This window comes from Enterovirga sp. CN4-39 (assembly GCF_049446235.1).
Taxonomy (GTDB): Bacteria; Pseudomonadota; Alphaproteobacteria; order Rhizobiales; family Beijerinckiaceae; genus Enterovirga.
The window spans coordinates 214080-230427 of the sequence record NZ_JBMSEF010000009.1 but is presented as its reverse complement, the minus strand read 5'-3'; the positions used below and the strand labels follow the sequence as shown (position 1 = coordinate 230427).

General features: G+C 67.9%; 18 protein-coding genes and 1 tRNA gene. 4 read left to right on the top strand and 15 right to left on the bottom strand.

Annotated features, from left to right (window positions below; translation table 11 throughout):
* The first annotated feature begins 227 nt into the window (after window positions 1-227).
* The 3 genes from ACO2SS_RS16550 (at window position 228) to hutI (ending at window position 3136) form a co-directional block, all read left to right on the top strand.
* Window positions 228-304, top strand: a tRNA-Met gene (locus tag ACO2SS_RS16550).
* A gap of 409 nt (window positions 305-713) precedes the next feature.
* Window positions 714-1907: a DUF3095 domain-containing protein gene (locus ACO2SS_RS16545; RefSeq protein ID WP_423278852.1), complete on the top strand. Its 1194-nt coding sequence runs from the start codon at window positions 714-716 to the stop codon at window positions 1905-1907.
* A gap of 14 nt (window positions 1908-1921) precedes the next feature.
* Window positions 1922-3136 carry an imidazolonepropionase gene (hutI, locus tag ACO2SS_RS16540; protein WP_423278851.1) on the top strand — a complete coding sequence of 405 codons (1215 nt, stop codon included), beginning with the start codon at window positions 1922-1924 and terminating at the stop codon, window positions 3134-3136.
* Here hutI and ACO2SS_RS16535 read toward each other — a convergent pair whose 3' ends face one another.
* The 12 genes from ACO2SS_RS16535 to ACO2SS_RS16480 form a co-directional block, all read right to left on the bottom strand.
* The gene (locus ACO2SS_RS16535; RefSeq protein WP_423278861.1) at window positions 3137-4201 is read right to left on the bottom strand and encodes a quinone-dependent dihydroorotate dehydrogenase; all 1065 of its coding nucleotides are present in this window, start codon (window positions 4199-4201) and stop codon (window positions 3137-3139) included. It abuts the gene before it with no gap.
* Window positions 4202-4218: 17 nt separating this feature from the next.
* Window positions 4219-4917, bottom strand: a complete 699-nt coding sequence (locus tag ACO2SS_RS16530; RefSeq protein WP_423278850.1) for an orotate phosphoribosyltransferase — start codon at window positions 4915-4917, stop codon at window positions 4219-4221.
* Window positions 4918-4947: 30 nt separating this feature from the next.
* Entirely contained in the window at window positions 4948-5994 is a 1047-nt protein-coding gene (gene pyrC, locus ACO2SS_RS16525) for a dihydroorotase (protein WP_423278849.1), read from the bottom strand.
* Complete coding sequence (gene pyrF / locus ACO2SS_RS16520; RefSeq protein WP_423278848.1) at window positions 5991-6755, bottom strand: orotidine-5'-phosphate decarboxylase; 765 nt, start codon at window positions 6753-6755, stop codon at window positions 5991-5993. The genes pyrC and pyrF overlap by 4 nt, the downstream gene beginning before the upstream one ends.
* 128 nt (window positions 6756-6883) lie before the next feature.
* On the bottom strand, window positions 6884-7603 hold the full coding sequence (locus ACO2SS_RS16515; protein WP_423278847.1) for a hypothetical protein: 720 nt from the start codon (window positions 7601-7603) through the stop codon (window positions 6884-6886).
* 107 nt (window positions 7604-7710) lie between these two features.
* Window positions 7711-8007, bottom strand: a complete 297-nt coding sequence (locus ACO2SS_RS16510; RefSeq protein ID WP_423278846.1) for a hypothetical protein — start codon at window positions 8005-8007, stop codon at window positions 7711-7713.
* Window positions 8008-8109: 102 nt separating this feature from the next.
* Entirely contained in the window at window positions 8110-8283 is a 174-nt protein-coding gene (locus ACO2SS_RS16505; protein ID WP_423278845.1) for a DUF1328 domain-containing protein, read from the bottom strand.
* A gap of 62 nt (window positions 8284-8345) precedes the next feature.
* Window positions 8346-8951 (bottom strand): GTP cyclohydrolase I FolE, encoded by a 606-nt coding sequence (gene folE / locus ACO2SS_RS16500; RefSeq protein ID WP_423278844.1) that lies wholly within the window; start codon window positions 8949-8951, stop codon window positions 8346-8348.
* A 38-nt stretch (window positions 8952-8989) separates the two neighbouring features.
* On the bottom strand, window positions 8990-10447 hold the full coding sequence (locus tag ACO2SS_RS16495; protein WP_423278843.1) for an MDR family MFS transporter: 1458 nt from the start codon (window positions 10445-10447) through the stop codon (window positions 8990-8992).
* Window positions 10447-11472 carry an N-acetyltransferase DgcN gene (dgcN, locus tag ACO2SS_RS16490; protein WP_423278842.1) on the bottom strand — a complete coding sequence of 342 codons (1026 nt, stop codon included), beginning with the start codon at window positions 11470-11472 and terminating at the stop codon, window positions 10447-10449. Before dgcN ends, ACO2SS_RS16495 begins: the two co-directional genes overlap by 1 nt.
* A 113-nt stretch (window positions 11473-11585) precedes the next feature.
* Complete coding sequence (locus tag ACO2SS_RS16485; protein ID WP_423278860.1) at window positions 11586-12863, bottom strand: solute carrier family 23 protein; 1278 nt, start codon at window positions 12861-12863, stop codon at window positions 11586-11588.
* A gap of 67 nt (window positions 12864-12930) precedes the next feature.
* Window positions 12931-13767 carry a universal stress protein gene (locus ACO2SS_RS16480; RefSeq protein WP_423278841.1) on the bottom strand — a complete coding sequence of 279 codons (837 nt, stop codon included), beginning with the start codon at window positions 13765-13767 and terminating at the stop codon, window positions 12931-12933.
* 174 nt (window positions 13768-13941) lie between these two features.
* Between ACO2SS_RS16480 and ACO2SS_RS16475 the strand changes: the two genes are divergently transcribed.
* Window positions 13942-14259 (top strand): hypothetical protein, encoded by a 318-nt coding sequence (locus ACO2SS_RS16475; protein WP_423278840.1) that lies wholly within the window; start codon window positions 13942-13944, stop codon window positions 14257-14259.
* Here the strand turns inward: ACO2SS_RS16475 and ACO2SS_RS16470 are convergent, their stop codons facing one another.
* Genes ACO2SS_RS16470 through dapA form a run of 3 tightly spaced genes read right to left on the bottom strand, consistent with a single transcriptional unit; the run spans window position 14260 to window position 16191 of the window.
* Window positions 14260-14826 carry a peroxiredoxin gene (locus ACO2SS_RS16470; RefSeq protein ID WP_423278839.1) on the bottom strand — a complete coding sequence of 189 codons (567 nt, stop codon included), beginning with the start codon at window positions 14824-14826 and terminating at the stop codon, window positions 14260-14262.
* Window positions 14826-15296 (bottom strand): SsrA-binding protein SmpB, encoded by a 471-nt coding sequence (gene smpB / locus ACO2SS_RS16465; protein WP_423278838.1) that lies wholly within the window; start codon window positions 15294-15296, stop codon window positions 14826-14828. Before smpB ends, ACO2SS_RS16470 begins: the two co-directional genes overlap by 1 nt.
* Window positions 15297-15300: 4 nt before the next feature.
* Entirely contained in the window at window positions 15301-16191 is an 891-nt protein-coding gene (gene dapA / locus ACO2SS_RS16460) for a 4-hydroxy-tetrahydrodipicolinate synthase (RefSeq protein WP_423278837.1), read from the bottom strand.
* Window positions 16192-16348 lie beyond the last annotated feature (157 nt).

The window sequence follows — 16348 nt, the reverse complement described above, 5'->3', positions numbered from 1 at the left end:
GGCCGTTAAACTCCTCAGCGCCAATGGTACTGTGCCTCAAGGCCCGGGAGAGTAGGTCGTTGCCGGACCTGCCAAGGACATCATCCCTCTTCACACCCCTTCACGCGGCCAGGCCGCAGGACAGGGGTCCGCTCCGGGCCAGACCCGAAGCGAACCAGCCAGACAGCAAAGCGGGGCCAGCCCCGCACGGGCGCCGCCGGCCGCACGGCACGCCCGGCTCAGAGTGGCGCGGGGTGGAGCAGCTCGGTAGCTCGTCAGGCTCATAACCTGAAGGTCGTTGGTTCAAATCCAACCCCCGCAACCAAACCCAAAAAGCCCGCCACGCTCACGCGCGGCGGGCTTTCTGCCGTTCCAGACCCACGAAGCAGACGGAGCGCCCTCCCCGCCTAACCGCGTCAGGGGCTGCCGCCACTCGCGCCGCCAGTGCTCGGCCCGCCGAAGTTGCCGTGGCGGCCGGAACGGGACGGGGCGGAATGCCTGTGGTGGCCAGAGGACGCCCAGCTTTCCGACGAGGGCGGGATGCTCTTCTGCAGGGCCTCAGGCGTCCGATGCGGTGCCGAGCTTTGCTGCGTCTGGGCGATGGTCGCCGTCGCGCTTGCCACGAGCATCGTCGCGGTGGCGAGGATGCATGTGAGAGCGGTAGTCTTCATGCTCGGACAACGCTCGGCGCGAAGCTCCGTACCTGCAGCCGGCGAGGCAGGAAGGCAGGAGCCATGCTCCGACAACATGAGCAGCCGAAGCAGCAAGTCGGCGGCGCGGTTCCGGCTGATCCCCCGAGCGGGGGATCCTGGGCGGGTGCCCCGCGGCTCTCGCGCTTCGAACAGGTCGCCGACCCGTCCGTCTATGCGGCGTTGCCCGGGGATTGGCTCCTGGGCCTCGCCGACGTGGTCGATTCGACGAGTGCGATAGCGGCGGGTCGGTACAAGGTCGTGAACATGGCGGGAGCCGGCGCGATCGCGGCCGTGTCGAACGCGCTCGGCCAGGCGCGATTCCCCTTCGTGTTCGGAGGCGACGGGGCAGCCTTCGCGGTTTCTCCGGCGAACGCGGGGGCTGCCCGCGAGGCTCTCGCACGGACCGCGACCTTCGTCGGCGAGGAATACGGGCTGGATCTGCGGGTCGCGATGGTGCCCGTCGCCGCGGTCCGAGCCGCAGGGTTCGATGTGCGGGTGGCCGAATTCTCCCCGTCGCCCGACATCAGCTACGCAATGTTCTCCGGCGGAGGTCTTGCCTGGGCCGAGGCGGAGATGAAGGCGGGCGCCTTCCGGATCGCGAAAGCGCCGCCGGGTTCGCGGCCCGACCTGGCTGGGCTGCACTGTCGGTTCGAGCCCGCGCCCTCCCGCCGCGGAATCGTGCTCTCGCTTATCGTGAAGCCCGCGGAAGGCGCGGTGCCGGCGAGCTATGAGGCGGTGGTCCGCGACATCCTGGCGCTGATCGAGGCCTCTCCCGAGCGGGCCCGGCCGATCCCGGATGGCGGCCCCCCGCTCGGGTGGCCGCCGAGCGGCCTCGATCTCGAGCTGCGGGCGCAGCGAGCTCCCGGCCAGAGCCACTGGCTGGCAAGGCTCAAGGCGCTCGCAAGCACGGCCCTCTCGACCCTGGTGTTCCGGTTCCGGCTTCCCGTGCGCGGCTTCGACCCGGGGCGCTACCTCGAACAACTCGTGGCCAACACGGATTATCGGAAATACGACGACGGCCTGCGGATGACGATCGACTGCACGCCCGAGCTGGCGGACGCGATCGAACGGCGGCTCGCGGATGCGGAACGTGCCGGGATCGTGCAGTACGGGCTGCATCGACAGGAGGCGGCGCTGGTGACCTGCATCACGCCGTCTATCCATCGTGCCGACCACATCCATTTCGTCGACGGCGCGGCGGGTGGCTACGCTGCGGCCGCGCAGGCGCTGAAGTAGTGAGGGGAAACGACATGCGCTTCGACACGATATGGCGGGGAGCCCGCCTCGCGACACTCGACCCCTCGCGCGAAGGCCTCGGCATCATCGAGGACGGCACGATCGCCGCAAAGGACGGGCGGATCGTTTTCGCGGGCCCCGCTTCCGAACTGCCGGCGAGCGCCGATGCCCCCGAGCGGATCGATGTGGAGGGCCGCTGGGTCACCCCGGGCCTGGTGGATTGCCACACCCACATCGTCCACGCGGGCAATCGCGCGCATGAATTCGAGCTGCGCCTCGCCGGGGCGAGCTATGAGGAGATCGCGCTGGCGGGCGGCGGCATCGCCTCGACCGTCAAGGCGACGCGGCAGGCGAGCGAGGACGAGCTCGTCCGCACCGCCCTGCCCCGTCTCGACCACCTGATCGCGGAGGGTGTCACGACGCTCGAGGTGAAATCGGGCTATGGGCTCGAGCGGAACACGGAGCTGCGCATGCTCCAGGCGGCGCGGCGGCTGGGGACTGAGCGGGCGGTGCGCATACGCCGGACCTATCTCGGCGCGCATGCCTGGCCGCCGGGCGAAACGAACCGCGCCGCCTATGTCGACGAGGTCTGCCAGACCGTGATCGAGCTCGGTGGGTCGGGATTAGCGGATGCCGTGGATGCATTCTGCGAAGGCATTGCCTTCTCGCCGGAGGAGGTCGCGCAGGTCTTCGATGCCGCGCATGCGGCCGAGCTTCCCGTGAAGCTGCACGCAGACCAGCTCTCCGATCTCGGCGGGGCGGCGCTCGCGGCGGCCTATGGCGCGCTCTCGGCGGACCATCTCGAATATACGAGCGAGGTGGGCGCTGCCGCGATGGCGGAGGCCGGCACCGTCGCCGTGCTCCTGCCGGGTGCCTATTACTTCATCCGCGAGACGCACCTTCCGCCCATCGATGCATTCCGCCGACACGGCGTTCCGATCGCGATCGCGACCGACTGCAACCCGGGCTCCTCGCCGCTGACCTCTTTGCTGCTGGCCATGAACATGGCGGCAACGTTGTTCCGGCTGACCGTGGATGAGATCCTCGCCGGCACCACACGGGTCGCCGCGCAGGCGCTCGGGATGTCGGACGAGGTCGGGACGATTACGCCCGGGAAATGGTGCGACCTCGCGATCTGGGACGTGGAACGACCGGCGGAGCTCGTCTACCGGATCGGCTACAATCCGCTCTGCGGGCGTGTCTTCGCGGGCCGGAGCGATCCGGCCTGATCAGCGATTGTCGGCGCCGACCGCCTCCCCCACCGAGCCGAACCCGTCGCGCTTCAGCAGCGCGGCGAGCTCCCGCTTGATGCGGCCGGCGAGGCCCGGCCCCTCGTAGACGAGGGCGCTGTAGAGCTGCACGAGCGAGGCGCCGGCCCGAATCTTCGCATAGGCGCCTGCACCGGATGAGACCCCGCCCGCGCCGATGAGCGGGACCCCACCCTTCGTCAGGCGATGCAGTTCGCGCAGGCGCTCCGTCGAGAGCTCGAAGAGCGGCTTGCCCGACAGGCCGCCGGCCTCGCCGCGATGACTGCTCCTGAGGGAAGGAGGCCGCGAGATCGTAGTGTTGCCCATGATCAGCCCGTCGATGCCCGTGGCGAGCGCCACCTCGGCTGCGTCTACGAGACCGTCCTGGTCGAGATCGGGGGCGAGCTTTACGAGCAGGGGCGGCAGGGTGCCGGAGGCAGCAGCGGCACGCGCCTCGAACGCTGCCCGGATGAGCCTCTCCATGCTCTCGCGGGCCTGGAGATTGCGCAGGCCGGGCGTGTTCGGAGATGAGACGTTGATCACGAGGTAATCGGCATAGGGCGTGACCGCCCGGATGCCGGTCACGAAATCCGCGACCTCGTCAGCCGTGTCCTTGTTCTTCCCGACATTGACGCCGACAATCCCTCCCCTGCCCTTCCGGGCAGCGAGCCGACGCAGCACGGGCTGCAGGCCCTCGCTGTTGAAGCCGTAACGATTGATCACGGCCTCGTCCTCGGCGAGCCGGAACAGGCGCGGCCGCGGATTGCCCGGCTGGGGGCGCGGCGTGACGGTGCCAATTTCCACATGGCCGAAGCCGAGCCGCAGCAGGGCGTCGGGGGCCTCCCCATTCTTGTCGAACCCCGCCGCGAGCCCGATCGGGTTCGGGATGTCGAGCCCGAGAACCCGGCACTTCAGGATCGGATCGTCAGCTGGGGCTGAGCCGAACGGTATGCCGGAGGCCAGCGCCTTCACGGCAAGCCGATGCGCGGTTTCCGGGTCGACGAGGCGGAGCGCCGGCTTGAACGCCTGGTAGGCAAGATCGATCATCGGGAGCAGCGAGCCCGTCACTCCGGCGTCTTGTCGATCCCGCCATTCGCCTTCGACCAGCCGGCCGGGTCATGGAGGAAGGACTCGACCTCGCGAAGCACCGGAGCATCGAAGCGACCGCCGGCCTTGGCGACCGCCAGCACGTCCCACCAGGTGGCGAGGTGGTGCATGGTGAGGCCCATATCGGCCAAGTACTTCGGGGATTCCTTGAAGATCGAATAGTAGAAGACCACGAAGAGGTGGTCGACGCTGCAGCCCGCCTCGCGCAGAGCATTGGCGAAGAGCTGCTTGCTGCGGCCGTCAGTGGCCAGATCTTCGACCAGCAGGACGCGCTGGCCCTCGGCCACGTGGCCCTCGATCTGCGCATTGCGGCCGAAACCCTTCGGCTTCTTGCGCACATACTGCATCGGCAGTTGCAGCCGATCCGCCATCCAGGCCGCGAACGGGATGCCGGCCGTCTCCCCGCCGGCAACCGCGTCGAACCGCTCGAAACCCGCCTCGCGGCAGACCAGCGACGCCCCGAGATCCATCAGCGTTCCGCGCACGCGCGGGAAGGAGATCAGCCGGCGGCAGTCGATATAGACCGGGCTCGCCCAGCCGGAGGTGAAGATGAAGGGCTTCTCGTCCATGAACCGGACGGCTTCGATCTCGAACAGCATGCGCGCGACCGTCTCCGCCACGGAGGCCTTGTCCGCGAAGGTCACGCCCTGGAACATGCGAATCTCACTTTCCGTACTTGGTTCGGCTCAGGCAGCGGCGAGCCGCCAGCGCAGGGTCTGGCCGCCGCGATAGATCGGGACGCATTCCTCCGGACCGTTCACGGCCAGGGTTTCCGGCGCCTGCCACTCCACCCGCTCGAGCGTGATCTGGTCCTCGTTCGGCGCCATGCCGTAATGGCGCGGGCCGTTGAGGGACGCGAAGGCCTCCAGCCGGTCGAGCGCGCCTGCGCGATCGAACACGTCGGCATAGATCTCGATCGCCGTGGGGGCGGCGAAGATGCCGGCGGCAGCCGGTATGGAGCGCTTCCGGGCGAGCGGATGGGGCGCGGAATCCGTGCCCAGGAAATAGCAGGGTTCGCCCGAGACGGCGGCCGCGACGAGCGCGCGGCGGTCCCGCTCCGTCTTCGCGACCGGCATGCAATAATAGTCCGGCCGCATCCCATGCCCGAGCATGTCGGTCCGCGTCAGCTCGAGATGATGGGGCGTGATGGTGCCGGCGACCTGCGGGAACTTGGCGCGCACGAAATCGACCGCGGCGGCCGTCGTCAGGTGCTCCAGGATCATCTTGAGGCCGGGAAACTTCTCCGTCAGCGGCCCGAGCCGGCGATCGATGAACACGGCTTCGCGGTCGAAGATGTCGATGGCGGGATCGACTTCCTCGCCATGCATGGAGAGCGGCAGGCCGATCTTCTCCGCGCGCTCGAAGACACGGTCGAGCCGGTTGAGGTCCGTCACTCCTTCGGCCGCATTGGTCGTGGCGTGCGCCGGATAGAGCTTCAGGGCGGCGAAGACGCCCTCCCGGAACCCGCGCTCGATGTCGTCCGGGTCCGTGTCATGCGTCAGGTAGCATGTCATCAAAGGTTCAAAGGACGAGCCGGCCGGCCGCGCAGCCCGGAGCCGCTCGCGATAGGCGATGGCGTCGTCCGTCGTACGAACCGGCGGGGTCAGGTTCGGCATCGCGATGGCGCGCGCAAAAACCCTCGCCGTCTCCGGCAGACAGGCCTGCATCATGGCGCCGTCCCGGAAGTGGACGTGCCAATCGTCCGGCCGACGGATCGTGATCCGATCGCTCACGCCGCGCCCTCCTCAATTCCTGCAATGATGGCCTGCGCGGCCGCAAGCGGGTCGGCGGCGCCCGTGATAGGTCGGCCGACCACGATCCGGTCGGCACCGGCCCGTATCGCGTCGGCCGGCGTTGTGACGCGCTTCTGATCGCCCGCATCCTCCCCGGCGGGGCGGATGCCGGGGACGACGAGCACCCGCTCGGCCCCGACCACCTCGCGCAACGCTGGCGCCTCGCTGGCGGCGCAAACGAGCCCGCCGATGCCCGCCTCGGCCGCCTCCAGCGCGCGGCGCAGGGCAAGGTCGGCGACGGGCAGCGCGTAGCCGGCCTCCGTCGCGTCGAGGTCGTTCATCGATGTGAGAACCGTCACCGCGAGCAGCGTCAGATCGGTGCCGGCCGCACCGGCCACCGCAGCCCGCATGGTCTGAGGATAGGCGTGCACGGTAAGGAATTTTGCGCCGAACCCCGCGAGCGAGCGGACGCCCTCCTCCACGGTTCTCGGGATGTCGTGAAGCTTCAGATCGAGGAACACCTCGCGGCCGGCCTTGGCGAGCCGCTCGGCGACCGTCAGCCCCCCCACATAGGCGAGTTGATGGCCGATCTTGAATACGACCGGCAGGTCGGCGAGCGCCCCGACGAGGCGCTCGGCTTCCAGCGGCGTCGGGACGTCGAGGGCGACGATCAGCCGGCGCGCGGGCTCGAGGGAACCCAACGCACCCGACCCATAGCTACCCTCATCGCCGGTCCCGATAACGGGGCTCGCGCTCGACATCGTCCTCTCCGCTGACATCTTCGCTTCCGATGCCACGCGCAGAAGGTCAACCCGCCGGGTCAGGTCCGGCTGTGAACCCCGTCAACAAAGCAGGGGCCCGCCGCCTGTCCTGCGGCGGCGCCCTAACGTCAGAACCTGCGGTAGTAGACCTTGCCGAGGCCAGGTGCGCCGGAGCCGCGGTAGAAGCCACCGGCTCGGTAGAAGCCGGGACGGCCGCCCCAGTAGGCTCGACGAACTCCACCACCCCATCTCGGGCCGCCCCAGTAAGCTCGACGGACGCCGCCGCGCCATCCTGGCCCCCAATACGCTCGGCGATATCCACCCCAACCGGGCCCCCAATAAGCCCGGCGATATCCACCCCACCCGGGGCCCCAGCCCCAACCGCCGCCGTAATAGGCCGGGTAGGAATAGGCGTAGGGATAGCCGTATCCGTAGCCGTAATAGGCAGGGTAGCTGTAGCCGTAATACGGAGAGCCCCAGCCCCAGCCATCATAATACGGGTAGGAATAGGCGTTTGCGGCCGCTGCGGCGCCAATGATGCCGAGTGCGGCCCCGGCGACGAACGGTCCCGCGCCCCAACCGCGCCGGTAGCCCCAGCCGCCGCCCCATCCGCCGCGATAGCCCCAGCCACCACCGCGCCAGCCTCCGCCCCAGCCACCGCCGCGCCAACCGCCGCCGCCCCAGCCTCCGCGGCGCCACTGCACGTTATCGACAGCTGGTGGATTGGCGACCGCGTCTATGCTCGTCACCGGGAGCGGAGCGGCCGTTGCCGTACCTGACGTGAAGGCGGACATGGCGGCAACCAGCACGCCGGCCGCGAGCGCTTTACCGGAGCGTTTGATCTGCATGATCGTTCTCCCCGCCCCCCGGGCCCAGAACGTGCAGCATCAGCACTGCGTTCCAGCGCAGCGCTCGGGGGAAGAATCGGAGAGACGTGCGGCGAGTTCGCCGCAGCTCAGCCCTTGGTGACGAGAACGCGCCGGCTCTTCCGCGGTGCGTGACGCACGGGCGGCTGCACGGGCTGGTAGGTGTAGAAGGGACCACCGCGATAATAGGTTCGCGTTCCCATTCCGGGCAGACCGTCGCTGATGACGGAAGCCGCGCGCACGTCGTCCTCACCGGTGAAGTACACGACCGGCCCTCCGAGATAGGGCGAGTAACCATAGAACGGCGGGAAACCGTCGGCATGGGCGGGCGCGGCGAAAGCCGCCCCGGCCGCGAGGGTCACCAGCGCCACAAACCTTGCCCGCATCGATCATCCTTCGATCGGCCAGCGAGGAACGCCAGCATCTGAAATCCGAAGGGAAGGTAGCTCGACCTCCCCCTTGGGGCAACGACCTCGGCGGCGCCGAGGCTAGAAGATCGCCTGCCCGATCAGGAGGGCGACGACGACCACGACGATGGCCAGCACAAGGAAAAGACCGAAGAGCAGGCGTGCTATCCGGCCCGCGCCGGCGGCGATGCCGGTGAAGCCGAAGGCGCCCGCCACAAGGGAAATGACGAAGAAGATGAGCGCCCAGCGCAGCATGGGGACGTTCCTGGAAGTACGACCGTGACGTCACGGCCAGGTACAAACGTCAAGGCGCCCGCCTATTTCCCGATCGCTGCGAAGAATTCCCGCCGTGTTGCCGGATTGTCGCGGAACGCTCCCAGCATCCGGCTCGTCACCATGCTGACTCCACGCTTATGGACGCCGCGGGTCGTCATGCATTCGTGGCTGGATTCGATGAGGACGGCGACGCCACGGGGTTGCAGCACTTCCTGAAGGGTGTCGGCGATCTCCGCGGTCAGCCGCTCCTGGATCTGCAGCCGGCGCGAATAAGCATCCACGAGACGCGCGAGCTTCGAAATGCCGACCACGCGCTTGTGAGGCAGATACCCGACATGCACCTCGCCGATGATCGGCGCCATGTGGTGCTCGCAATGCGACTCGAACGTGATGCCCTTCAGCACGACGATCTCGTCATAGCCGCCGACCTCCTCGAAGGTGCGGCGGAGGTATTCGGCCGGATCCTGAGCGTAGCCGGAGAACCAGTCGGAGAAGGCGCGAACCACGCGCGCGGGCGTCTCCGCAAGGCCTTCGCGGCCCGGGTCGTCACCTGCCCATCGGATCAGGGTGCGTACTGCGTCTTCAGCCTCTTCGCGGCTCGGCCGCAGGGCCGAAGCCGCTACGGCTTCCCTCTTGGCATCTGCCATGGCGTTCTCGCCGCCTCGCGGCGTCCTCGTCTCCGCCGTCAGTCTTGCGGCCGGTCTCGCAGAGGGCGTTCCTCCATCATGAGGAAGAACGCAAGTGAGGCGGCGAGCCCCAATGTCGCGGCCACGAACACGTAGCGGAAACCGGCCACGTATTCGGGCGCCATGCCGCCGGCCAGCGTCTCCAGGGTGAGGCCGCTTCCGGCACCGTGGCCGCTCAACACGATCGCGCCGTAGACCGCTACGATGACAGCCCCGAAGAGCTGGCGCGAAAAGTTCATCGTCGCCGTCACAGTGCCGAGATGCCCCGGCGGTGCGGCATTCTGCAGGGCCACGGTCGAGACCGGCATCACCGTGCCGAGGCCCAGACTGGCGCAAAAGAGCAGCCCGAGCAGCAGGGGAAATGGCAGAGTACTCACAAGCGCGATCGTCCCGATCGAGAGGATCGCGAGAGACACACCGGCCACCGGCGCCCGCTTGTAATGCTCGACCCGCGCCATCAGACGGCCAGACACGGTCGAGCCGATCACGATGCCGATCATCAGGGGAATGAGGGAGAGGCCGGACTGGGAGGCGGACAGCCCGAGCACCGTCTCGAAGTAGATCGGGACGAAGATCGCGAGCCCGATATAGGTCGCCATAGCCCAGGCGCTGGCCAGGATGGCAGACGCGATGACGCGGTCCTTGAAAACCTGGAGGGGGATCAGCGGCTCGGCCGCGACCTTCATCCGGAGCAGGAAAGCACCCCAGAGCACCAGGGAAAATGCTGCGAGCACCAGTATCTCGGCTGAGCGCCAGGCGTAGTGCGTGCCTCCCCAGCTCAGGACGAGCATGAAGGTCGTGGTCGCGCCGATCAGCAGCATCGCACCGAGCACGTCGAGCCGATGCCGCCGTTCGACCAGCGGCAGCTTCTTCAGTCGCTGGTTGGTGAGCAGGAAGGCGAGCAGGCCGAGTGGCAGGTTGATCCAGAAGATCACCGACCAATGCAGGCTCTGGGCGAAGAACCCGCCGAGGACCGGCCCTGCCAGGCTCGCGGTGGCAAAAACAGCGCCGAAATAGACTTGGTAGCGTCCCCGCTCGCGCGGCGCGACCATGTCGGCCACGATCGTCTGGGCGAGCGCGATCAGGCCGCCGCCGCCGAGGCCCTGGACACCGCGCGCGAGGATCAGGGCGAGCATGTTCGGCGCAAGCGCGCAGGCGATCGAGCCGACGACGAAAATCGTGATACCGATGAGCAGCGTCACGCGCCGCCCATGCATGTCGGAGAACCGCCCGTAGAGCGGCGTCACGGCCGTTGAAGCCAGCAGGTAGGACGTGACCACCCAGGGAAGGTGCTCCACGTCCCCGAGTTCACGGCCGATGGTCGGCATCGCGGTCGCGACGATCGTCTGGTCGAGTGCCGAGAGCAGCATCGCCAGCATGATGCCGAAGAAGATCGAGCGGATGTCGCTCGGCGTCAGCGTGGTCGCGCGAATCGGCTCCGGCGTTGCCGCATCCATCAGGAGGCGGCGCGGCTGCGCGGGAACTCGGCCTCGAGACGGTCGATGATGGTGGAGACGCCGAACCGGATCGGGTCGGTCGCGGGCAGGTCGTGCTCGGCCGCGACCTTCTCCAGGTAGGCCTTCGCCTCGGCCTCCGGAAGCGCGTGCGTGTTGACGGCAATCCCGACCGGGCGGATGGCGGGATTGGTCAGTTGCCCGCACTGGACTGTGAGGTCGATGACCTGTTGGATCGTCGGGAGCGGGTGCTTCACGCCGCGCATGTTGGTTCGCGTCGGTTCGTGGCAGACCACAAAGGCGTCAGGCTGGGCGCCGTGCAGCAATCCCAGCGTCACGCCCGCGAACGAGGGGTGGAAGAGGGAGCCCTGCCCTTCGACCAGGTCCCAGTGCTCCGGGGCTGCGTCGGGCGAGATCCACTCCACCGCCCCCGAAATGAAATCCGCCACTACGGCATCAATCGCGACGCCGCGGCCGGAGATGAACACGCCCGTCTGCCCGGTCGCCTTGAACTCGGCGTCGAAGCCGCGCGCCGTCATCTCTCGCTCGAGCGCGAGCGCCGTGTACTTCTTGCCCACCGAGCAATCGGTCCCGACGGTCAGGAGCCGAAGGCCCGAACGCTTCGTACCCTTCCCTGTCGCGAAGCGCTGGTCGGACTGGCGCACGTCGAAGAGCTGTCTTCCATGCTTGGCGGCGGCCTCCGCGATGCGCGGGTCCGAGCCGAGGCGGATATGGAGCCCGCTTGCGACGTCCATCCCGGATTCGAGCGCCTTGAGGATGTCGGGAACCCAGGCCTCGTTCAGCACGCCGCCGGCGTTCACGATGCCGATGACCATCGTCTTCGCGCCCTGACGGGCTGCCTCCTCGACGCTGATGTCCGGCAGGCCGAGATCCGCCTTGCAGCCCGGGAGCCGGAGTTGGCCGAGGCACCAGTCGCGACGCCAGTCGACGATGCCGTAGGCCGTCTTGGCGGCAAGCGTGTCCGGCACGTCACCAAGGAACATCAGATATGGACGCGAAATCTGCATCGTGAGCCTTCGAAACAGGGCAGCGGCCCCCGCTGGAGTAGAGGTTTAGTCTGGTTCGCACCGCAGGGCAGCACGAATCATGCAAGCCTGCCCAGCATCGGTGCGCTTCCGATTCAGCGGGAGGTCGGCCGGCCAGCCGCGCCATCCGCCGCCGAGATCTCCCCGGCCCGATCATCGCGCAGGAGGTGGTAGAAGATGATCGCCCCGAACGTCGCGGTGCCGATCCCGCCGAGCGTAAAGGAGCCGATCTTGATCGTGAGGTCGCCGGCCCCGAGCACGACGGCAACGCCGACCGTGAGGAGATTGCGAGCGCGGGAGAAATCGACCCCGTTCTCGACCCAGATCCGGCCGGCCGTCGCCGTGATGAGGCCGAACACCACGATGGAGAGCCCGCCGATCACCGGCCCCGGAATGGTGAGGATCAGCGCGCCGAACTTGGGCGAGAGCCCCAGCAGGAGCGCAACGATCGCCGCCGCGACGAAGACGAGAGTCGAGTAGATCCGGGTGACGGCCATGACGCCCATGTTCTCGGCATAGGTCGTAACGCCCGTGCCGCCGCCATAGCCGGACAGCATCGTGGCTACCCCGTCGCCGATAAAGGCGCGCCCGAGATAGCGGTCGAGGCTGCGGCCCGTCATGGCGCCGATCGCCTTCACGTGACCGAGGTTCTCGGCGACGAGCACCACGGCGACGGGCGCGATCAACCACATCGCATTCGCCTCGAAGACGGGCGCCACGAAGCGCGGCAGACCGAACCAGGGCGCCTGCGCAACGCCGGAGAAGTCGATGGGCTTCGCCAGCCCGAGCCCGTTCGCGAGCACGAAGTGGAGGAGGTACGCGATCGCCCCGCCGATCAGGATCGGCAGCCGACGCGCCATCCCGGGCGCGTAGACGGCAACGGCCCCCACCGCCACCACGGTCGCGAGCCCGATCCAGATATCCGTCTGCGAGCCGGATACGCCCTTGACGGCGATGGGCGCGAGATTCAGCCCGATCGCCGCCACGATCGCGCCCGTCACGGCGGGCGGCATGACCCGCTCGACCCAGCCCGGCCCGGCTGCCGCGACGACGATGCCGATCACCGTATAGACCGCACCGGCCGCGATGATGCCGCCGAGGGCGACGGCAATGTTCGCGTTGGGACCCGACCCCGCATAGCCGGTCGCCGCGATGACGACCGCGATGAAGGCGAAGCTCGAGCCGAGATAGCTCGGCACCCGCCCGCCCGTGATGACGAAGAAGATGAGGGTCGCGACGCCGGAGAAGAAGATCGCGAGGTTGGGGTCGAACCCCATGAGGATCGGCGCGAGCGCGGTCGCACCGAACATCGCCACCACGTGCTGGATGCCGAGCACGATCGTCTGGCCGAGCGGCAGGCGCTCGTCCGGCATCACGGCGCCGGTCTGCCGGGCCGGAACCCAGCGCGGGAAAAAGCCCTCGCTCACGATACTTACCTCGTCAGTTGGCCATCAGGACCGGCATGGTCGCGTGGCCTAGGATGTGTGCGGTCGCCCCGCCGAAGATCATCTGCCTCAAGCGGCTCTGGGTGTAGGCGCCCTTCACCAGGAGATCCGCCCCGAGCGCCTGCGACCGCGCCAGGATGGTCTCGCCATCATTGCGGTGCTCGCGTGCCGCCATCAGGGTCTCGACCTCGAGGCCGCACCGCCGGAGCGAGGATGCAAGTTGCTCGCCGGACGGGCCGGGCACAGACCATCCCTCCACCATCAGCACGACGATGCGCTTCGCCTCGCGCAGGAACGGAGCCGCGAAGGCGACCGTCCGGGCCGTCTCGGTGGAGCCGTTCCAGGCGATCACCACCGTCTCGCCGAGTGTGGTCGGCGGCTCGGGCGGCGCGATCAGGAGCGGGCGGCCGGACTCGAACAGCACGGCCTCGAGGCTCGCCATCGAGGGCTGAGCCCTGCCCGTGATGGGACGCCCGAGCACGATGAGATCGAAGATCCGGGCATGGCTCGCCAGGAACATGTCTCCGGCGGGCGCCTTGGCGTGCCAGCCATAGCCCGGCTCGGGCGAGCCTGCGGGCGCTTCAGGCAGATCCCGCCCCTTCATGAAGGCCTCGAAAAGCGCGAAGGCCGAGCGACGGGTCTCCTCGTCGGCCTTCTCGTCGACATGCCAGGCCAGCCCGCTCACCATGTCGATGGGGACGTAATCGGGGACGGCAGGGCGGAGGGCGAAGCCCTCCACGTAGCCTGCGAAGCGACGTTGCACGAGTGCAGCCACCTCCAGCACGGAGGCCATCACCTCGTGGGTTTCGGTTGGAACAAGGATGTTCTTCATGGCGCGCCTCTCGCCGGTTCTCATTTGTGGCAGCATCGTGCCCGAGCGTGAGCCATTCCGGAAGAGTTCAGGCGGGTCAGCGCTGGGGAAGGCGGCGCGTCCGAGTGGTTAGCGGCGCCTTAAATCTTACACGGCAATTTGGCGGAGTTGATTCTCAGTTGAGTGAGTAGCGTCATGCGTTCCCAGAGCGTCTCGTCCACGAACGTGGTCCGCTTCCCCGGCCCCCGCGCCGCCCGATCGGAGAACCGCGACCAGAAGGGCCTCCTCGACACGGTCTACACGAACGGATCCTTCGTCATCGCGGCCGAGGATCGCGAGACCAAGATGATCGCCTCGCGCCTCCAGATCTTCGGGTTCCTCAACATCGCCGAGATCAGGATGGACGGCTCCGTCCGGGCGCTGCGCCCGTCGGAAGCGGCGACCACCTCCCTCGCGCGTCCGTGGCGCCTGTCGCGCCCGTCCTTCGACGAGCTGCCGCCGGCCGCCAGCTGATCAGGGGGCCGGGTTGGCCCTCAACCAGTCGACCACGTCAGCCGCGCTGCGGTCCGGCGGAAAGACAGGATAGAAGAGCTGCGTGACGCGCCCATCGTCGATCACGAAGCTCATGCGCCGGATCAGCGTCATTCCGTTGAACACGAAGGTCGGCAGCCCGGCGGCCTTCGTCAGGGCAAGGTGTTCGTCCGACAGCACAGCGAACGGCAGGTGGAGACGCTCCACCGCTTCGCGCTGATAGGCACTGTCCTGCGTCGACAGCCCGAACACCGCGCCGACGCCGAGTTGGCGCAGCTCGGCGAAATGGTCCCGGAACGAGCAGGATTGCGGCGTGCAGCCGCGGGCGCCGGGGATGGCGTTCCATTCCGCGTTCGGAATTTTTCCTGCCTCGCCGGTCCGCGGGTAGGCGTAGACGACAATCCGCCCGGGGAGCGCCGCGAGCGATACGGTCGAGCCGTCCGTCGCCTGAAGCGGCACGTCCGGCAGTTTCGCGCCGCGAAGATGATCGGCGGCGCCGTCATCCACCGGCTCCGGCAGGTCGTCGGGCAGCGTATCCGGTCCGGCCATCAACCCTTCTCCCGCATCAAGCGCCCGCGCTCGCGCTCCCAGTCCCGCTTCTTCTCGGTCTCGCGCTTGTCGTGCAGCTTCTTTCCGCGCCCGAGGCCTAGTTCGAGCTTCGCCCGGCCCTGCTCGTTGAAATAGAGCTTGAGCGGAACGAGCGTATACCCCTCCCGCTGCGTCGCACCGATGAACTTGTTGATCTGCCGGCGGCTCAGCAGCAGGCGCCGCGGCCGGCGCGGTTCATGGTTGAAGCGGTTGGCCTGCAGGTATTCCGGGATATTCGCGTTGAAGAGGAATATCTCGTTGCCCGAGGGCCCGGCATAGGCCTCGCCGATCGTCGCCTTGTTGGCCCGCAGCGACTTCACCTCGGTGCCGACGAGCGCGATCCCGGCCTCGACCGTGTCCTCGATCGTGTAGTGGTAGCGTGCGCCGCGATTGTCGGCGACGATCCGGCGCGCCTTCGGTTCCTTTGCCATCAGCTCACGCGTTCAGCAGGCCCGCATGCACCATAGCGGCCCGGATCGCATCCTTGGCCCGCGAGGTGACCGGCGTCATCGGCAGGCGGATCTCCTCCGTCCCGCGGCCGAGCAGCGCCAGCCCGCACTTCGCGCCTGCAAGGCCGGGCTCCATGAAGATGGCGTCGTGCAGCGGCACGAGTCGGTCCTGCACCCTGAGGGCGGACACGTAATCCCCCGCGAGCGAGGTCTCCTGCAATTCGGCGCAGAGCGCCGGAGCAACGTTCGAGACCACGGAAATACAGCCATGTCCGCCGGCCGCATTATAGGCGAGCGCCGTCATGTCTTCGCCAGAAAGCTGGATGAAGTCTGGTCCCAGCGCATGTCTCTGCTGGGACACGCGGGCGAGATTGGCCGTCGCGTCCTTCACGCCGGCGATGTTGGGCAATTCGTAGAGGCGTGCCATCGTGGCGACCGACATGTCGATCACGGAGCGGGGAGGAATGTTGTAGATGATGATCGGGATGCCGATGGCGTCGTTCACGGCCTTGAAATGCTGAAACAGGCCCTCCTGAGTGGGCTTGTTGTAATAGGGTGTGACGACCAGGACGGCGTCGGCTCCGGCGCGCTCGGCGTGCTTAGCGAAGTCGACCGCCTCGACCGTGTTGTTGGAGCCTGCTCCAGCGATGACCGGCACCCGGCCCTTCGCCTGCTCGATGCAGATCTCGACGACGCGCTTGTGCTCGTCATGGCTCAGCGTCGGGCTCTCGCCGGTCGTTCCGACCGGCACCAGCCCTGTCGTCCCGCTCTCGATCTGCCACTCGATATGGGCGCGGAAACCGTCCTCATCGACGGCCCCGTCCCTGAATGGCGTCACCAGGGCCGTCAACGAGCCCTTGAACCGTGTCGCCGCCATCTCGCTACTTCCTTCCCTCGGCTCGGTCGCCTTCTCCCGGGCAACCGGGCGAGAAGAGACATAGTTGCGCCGCGAAGCCCACGCAAACCGGAGTTCCGAACCCACTCCCCGGCTCACCAATCCTTCGTCAACCATATCAGCGCTCAATAGGCTGCAT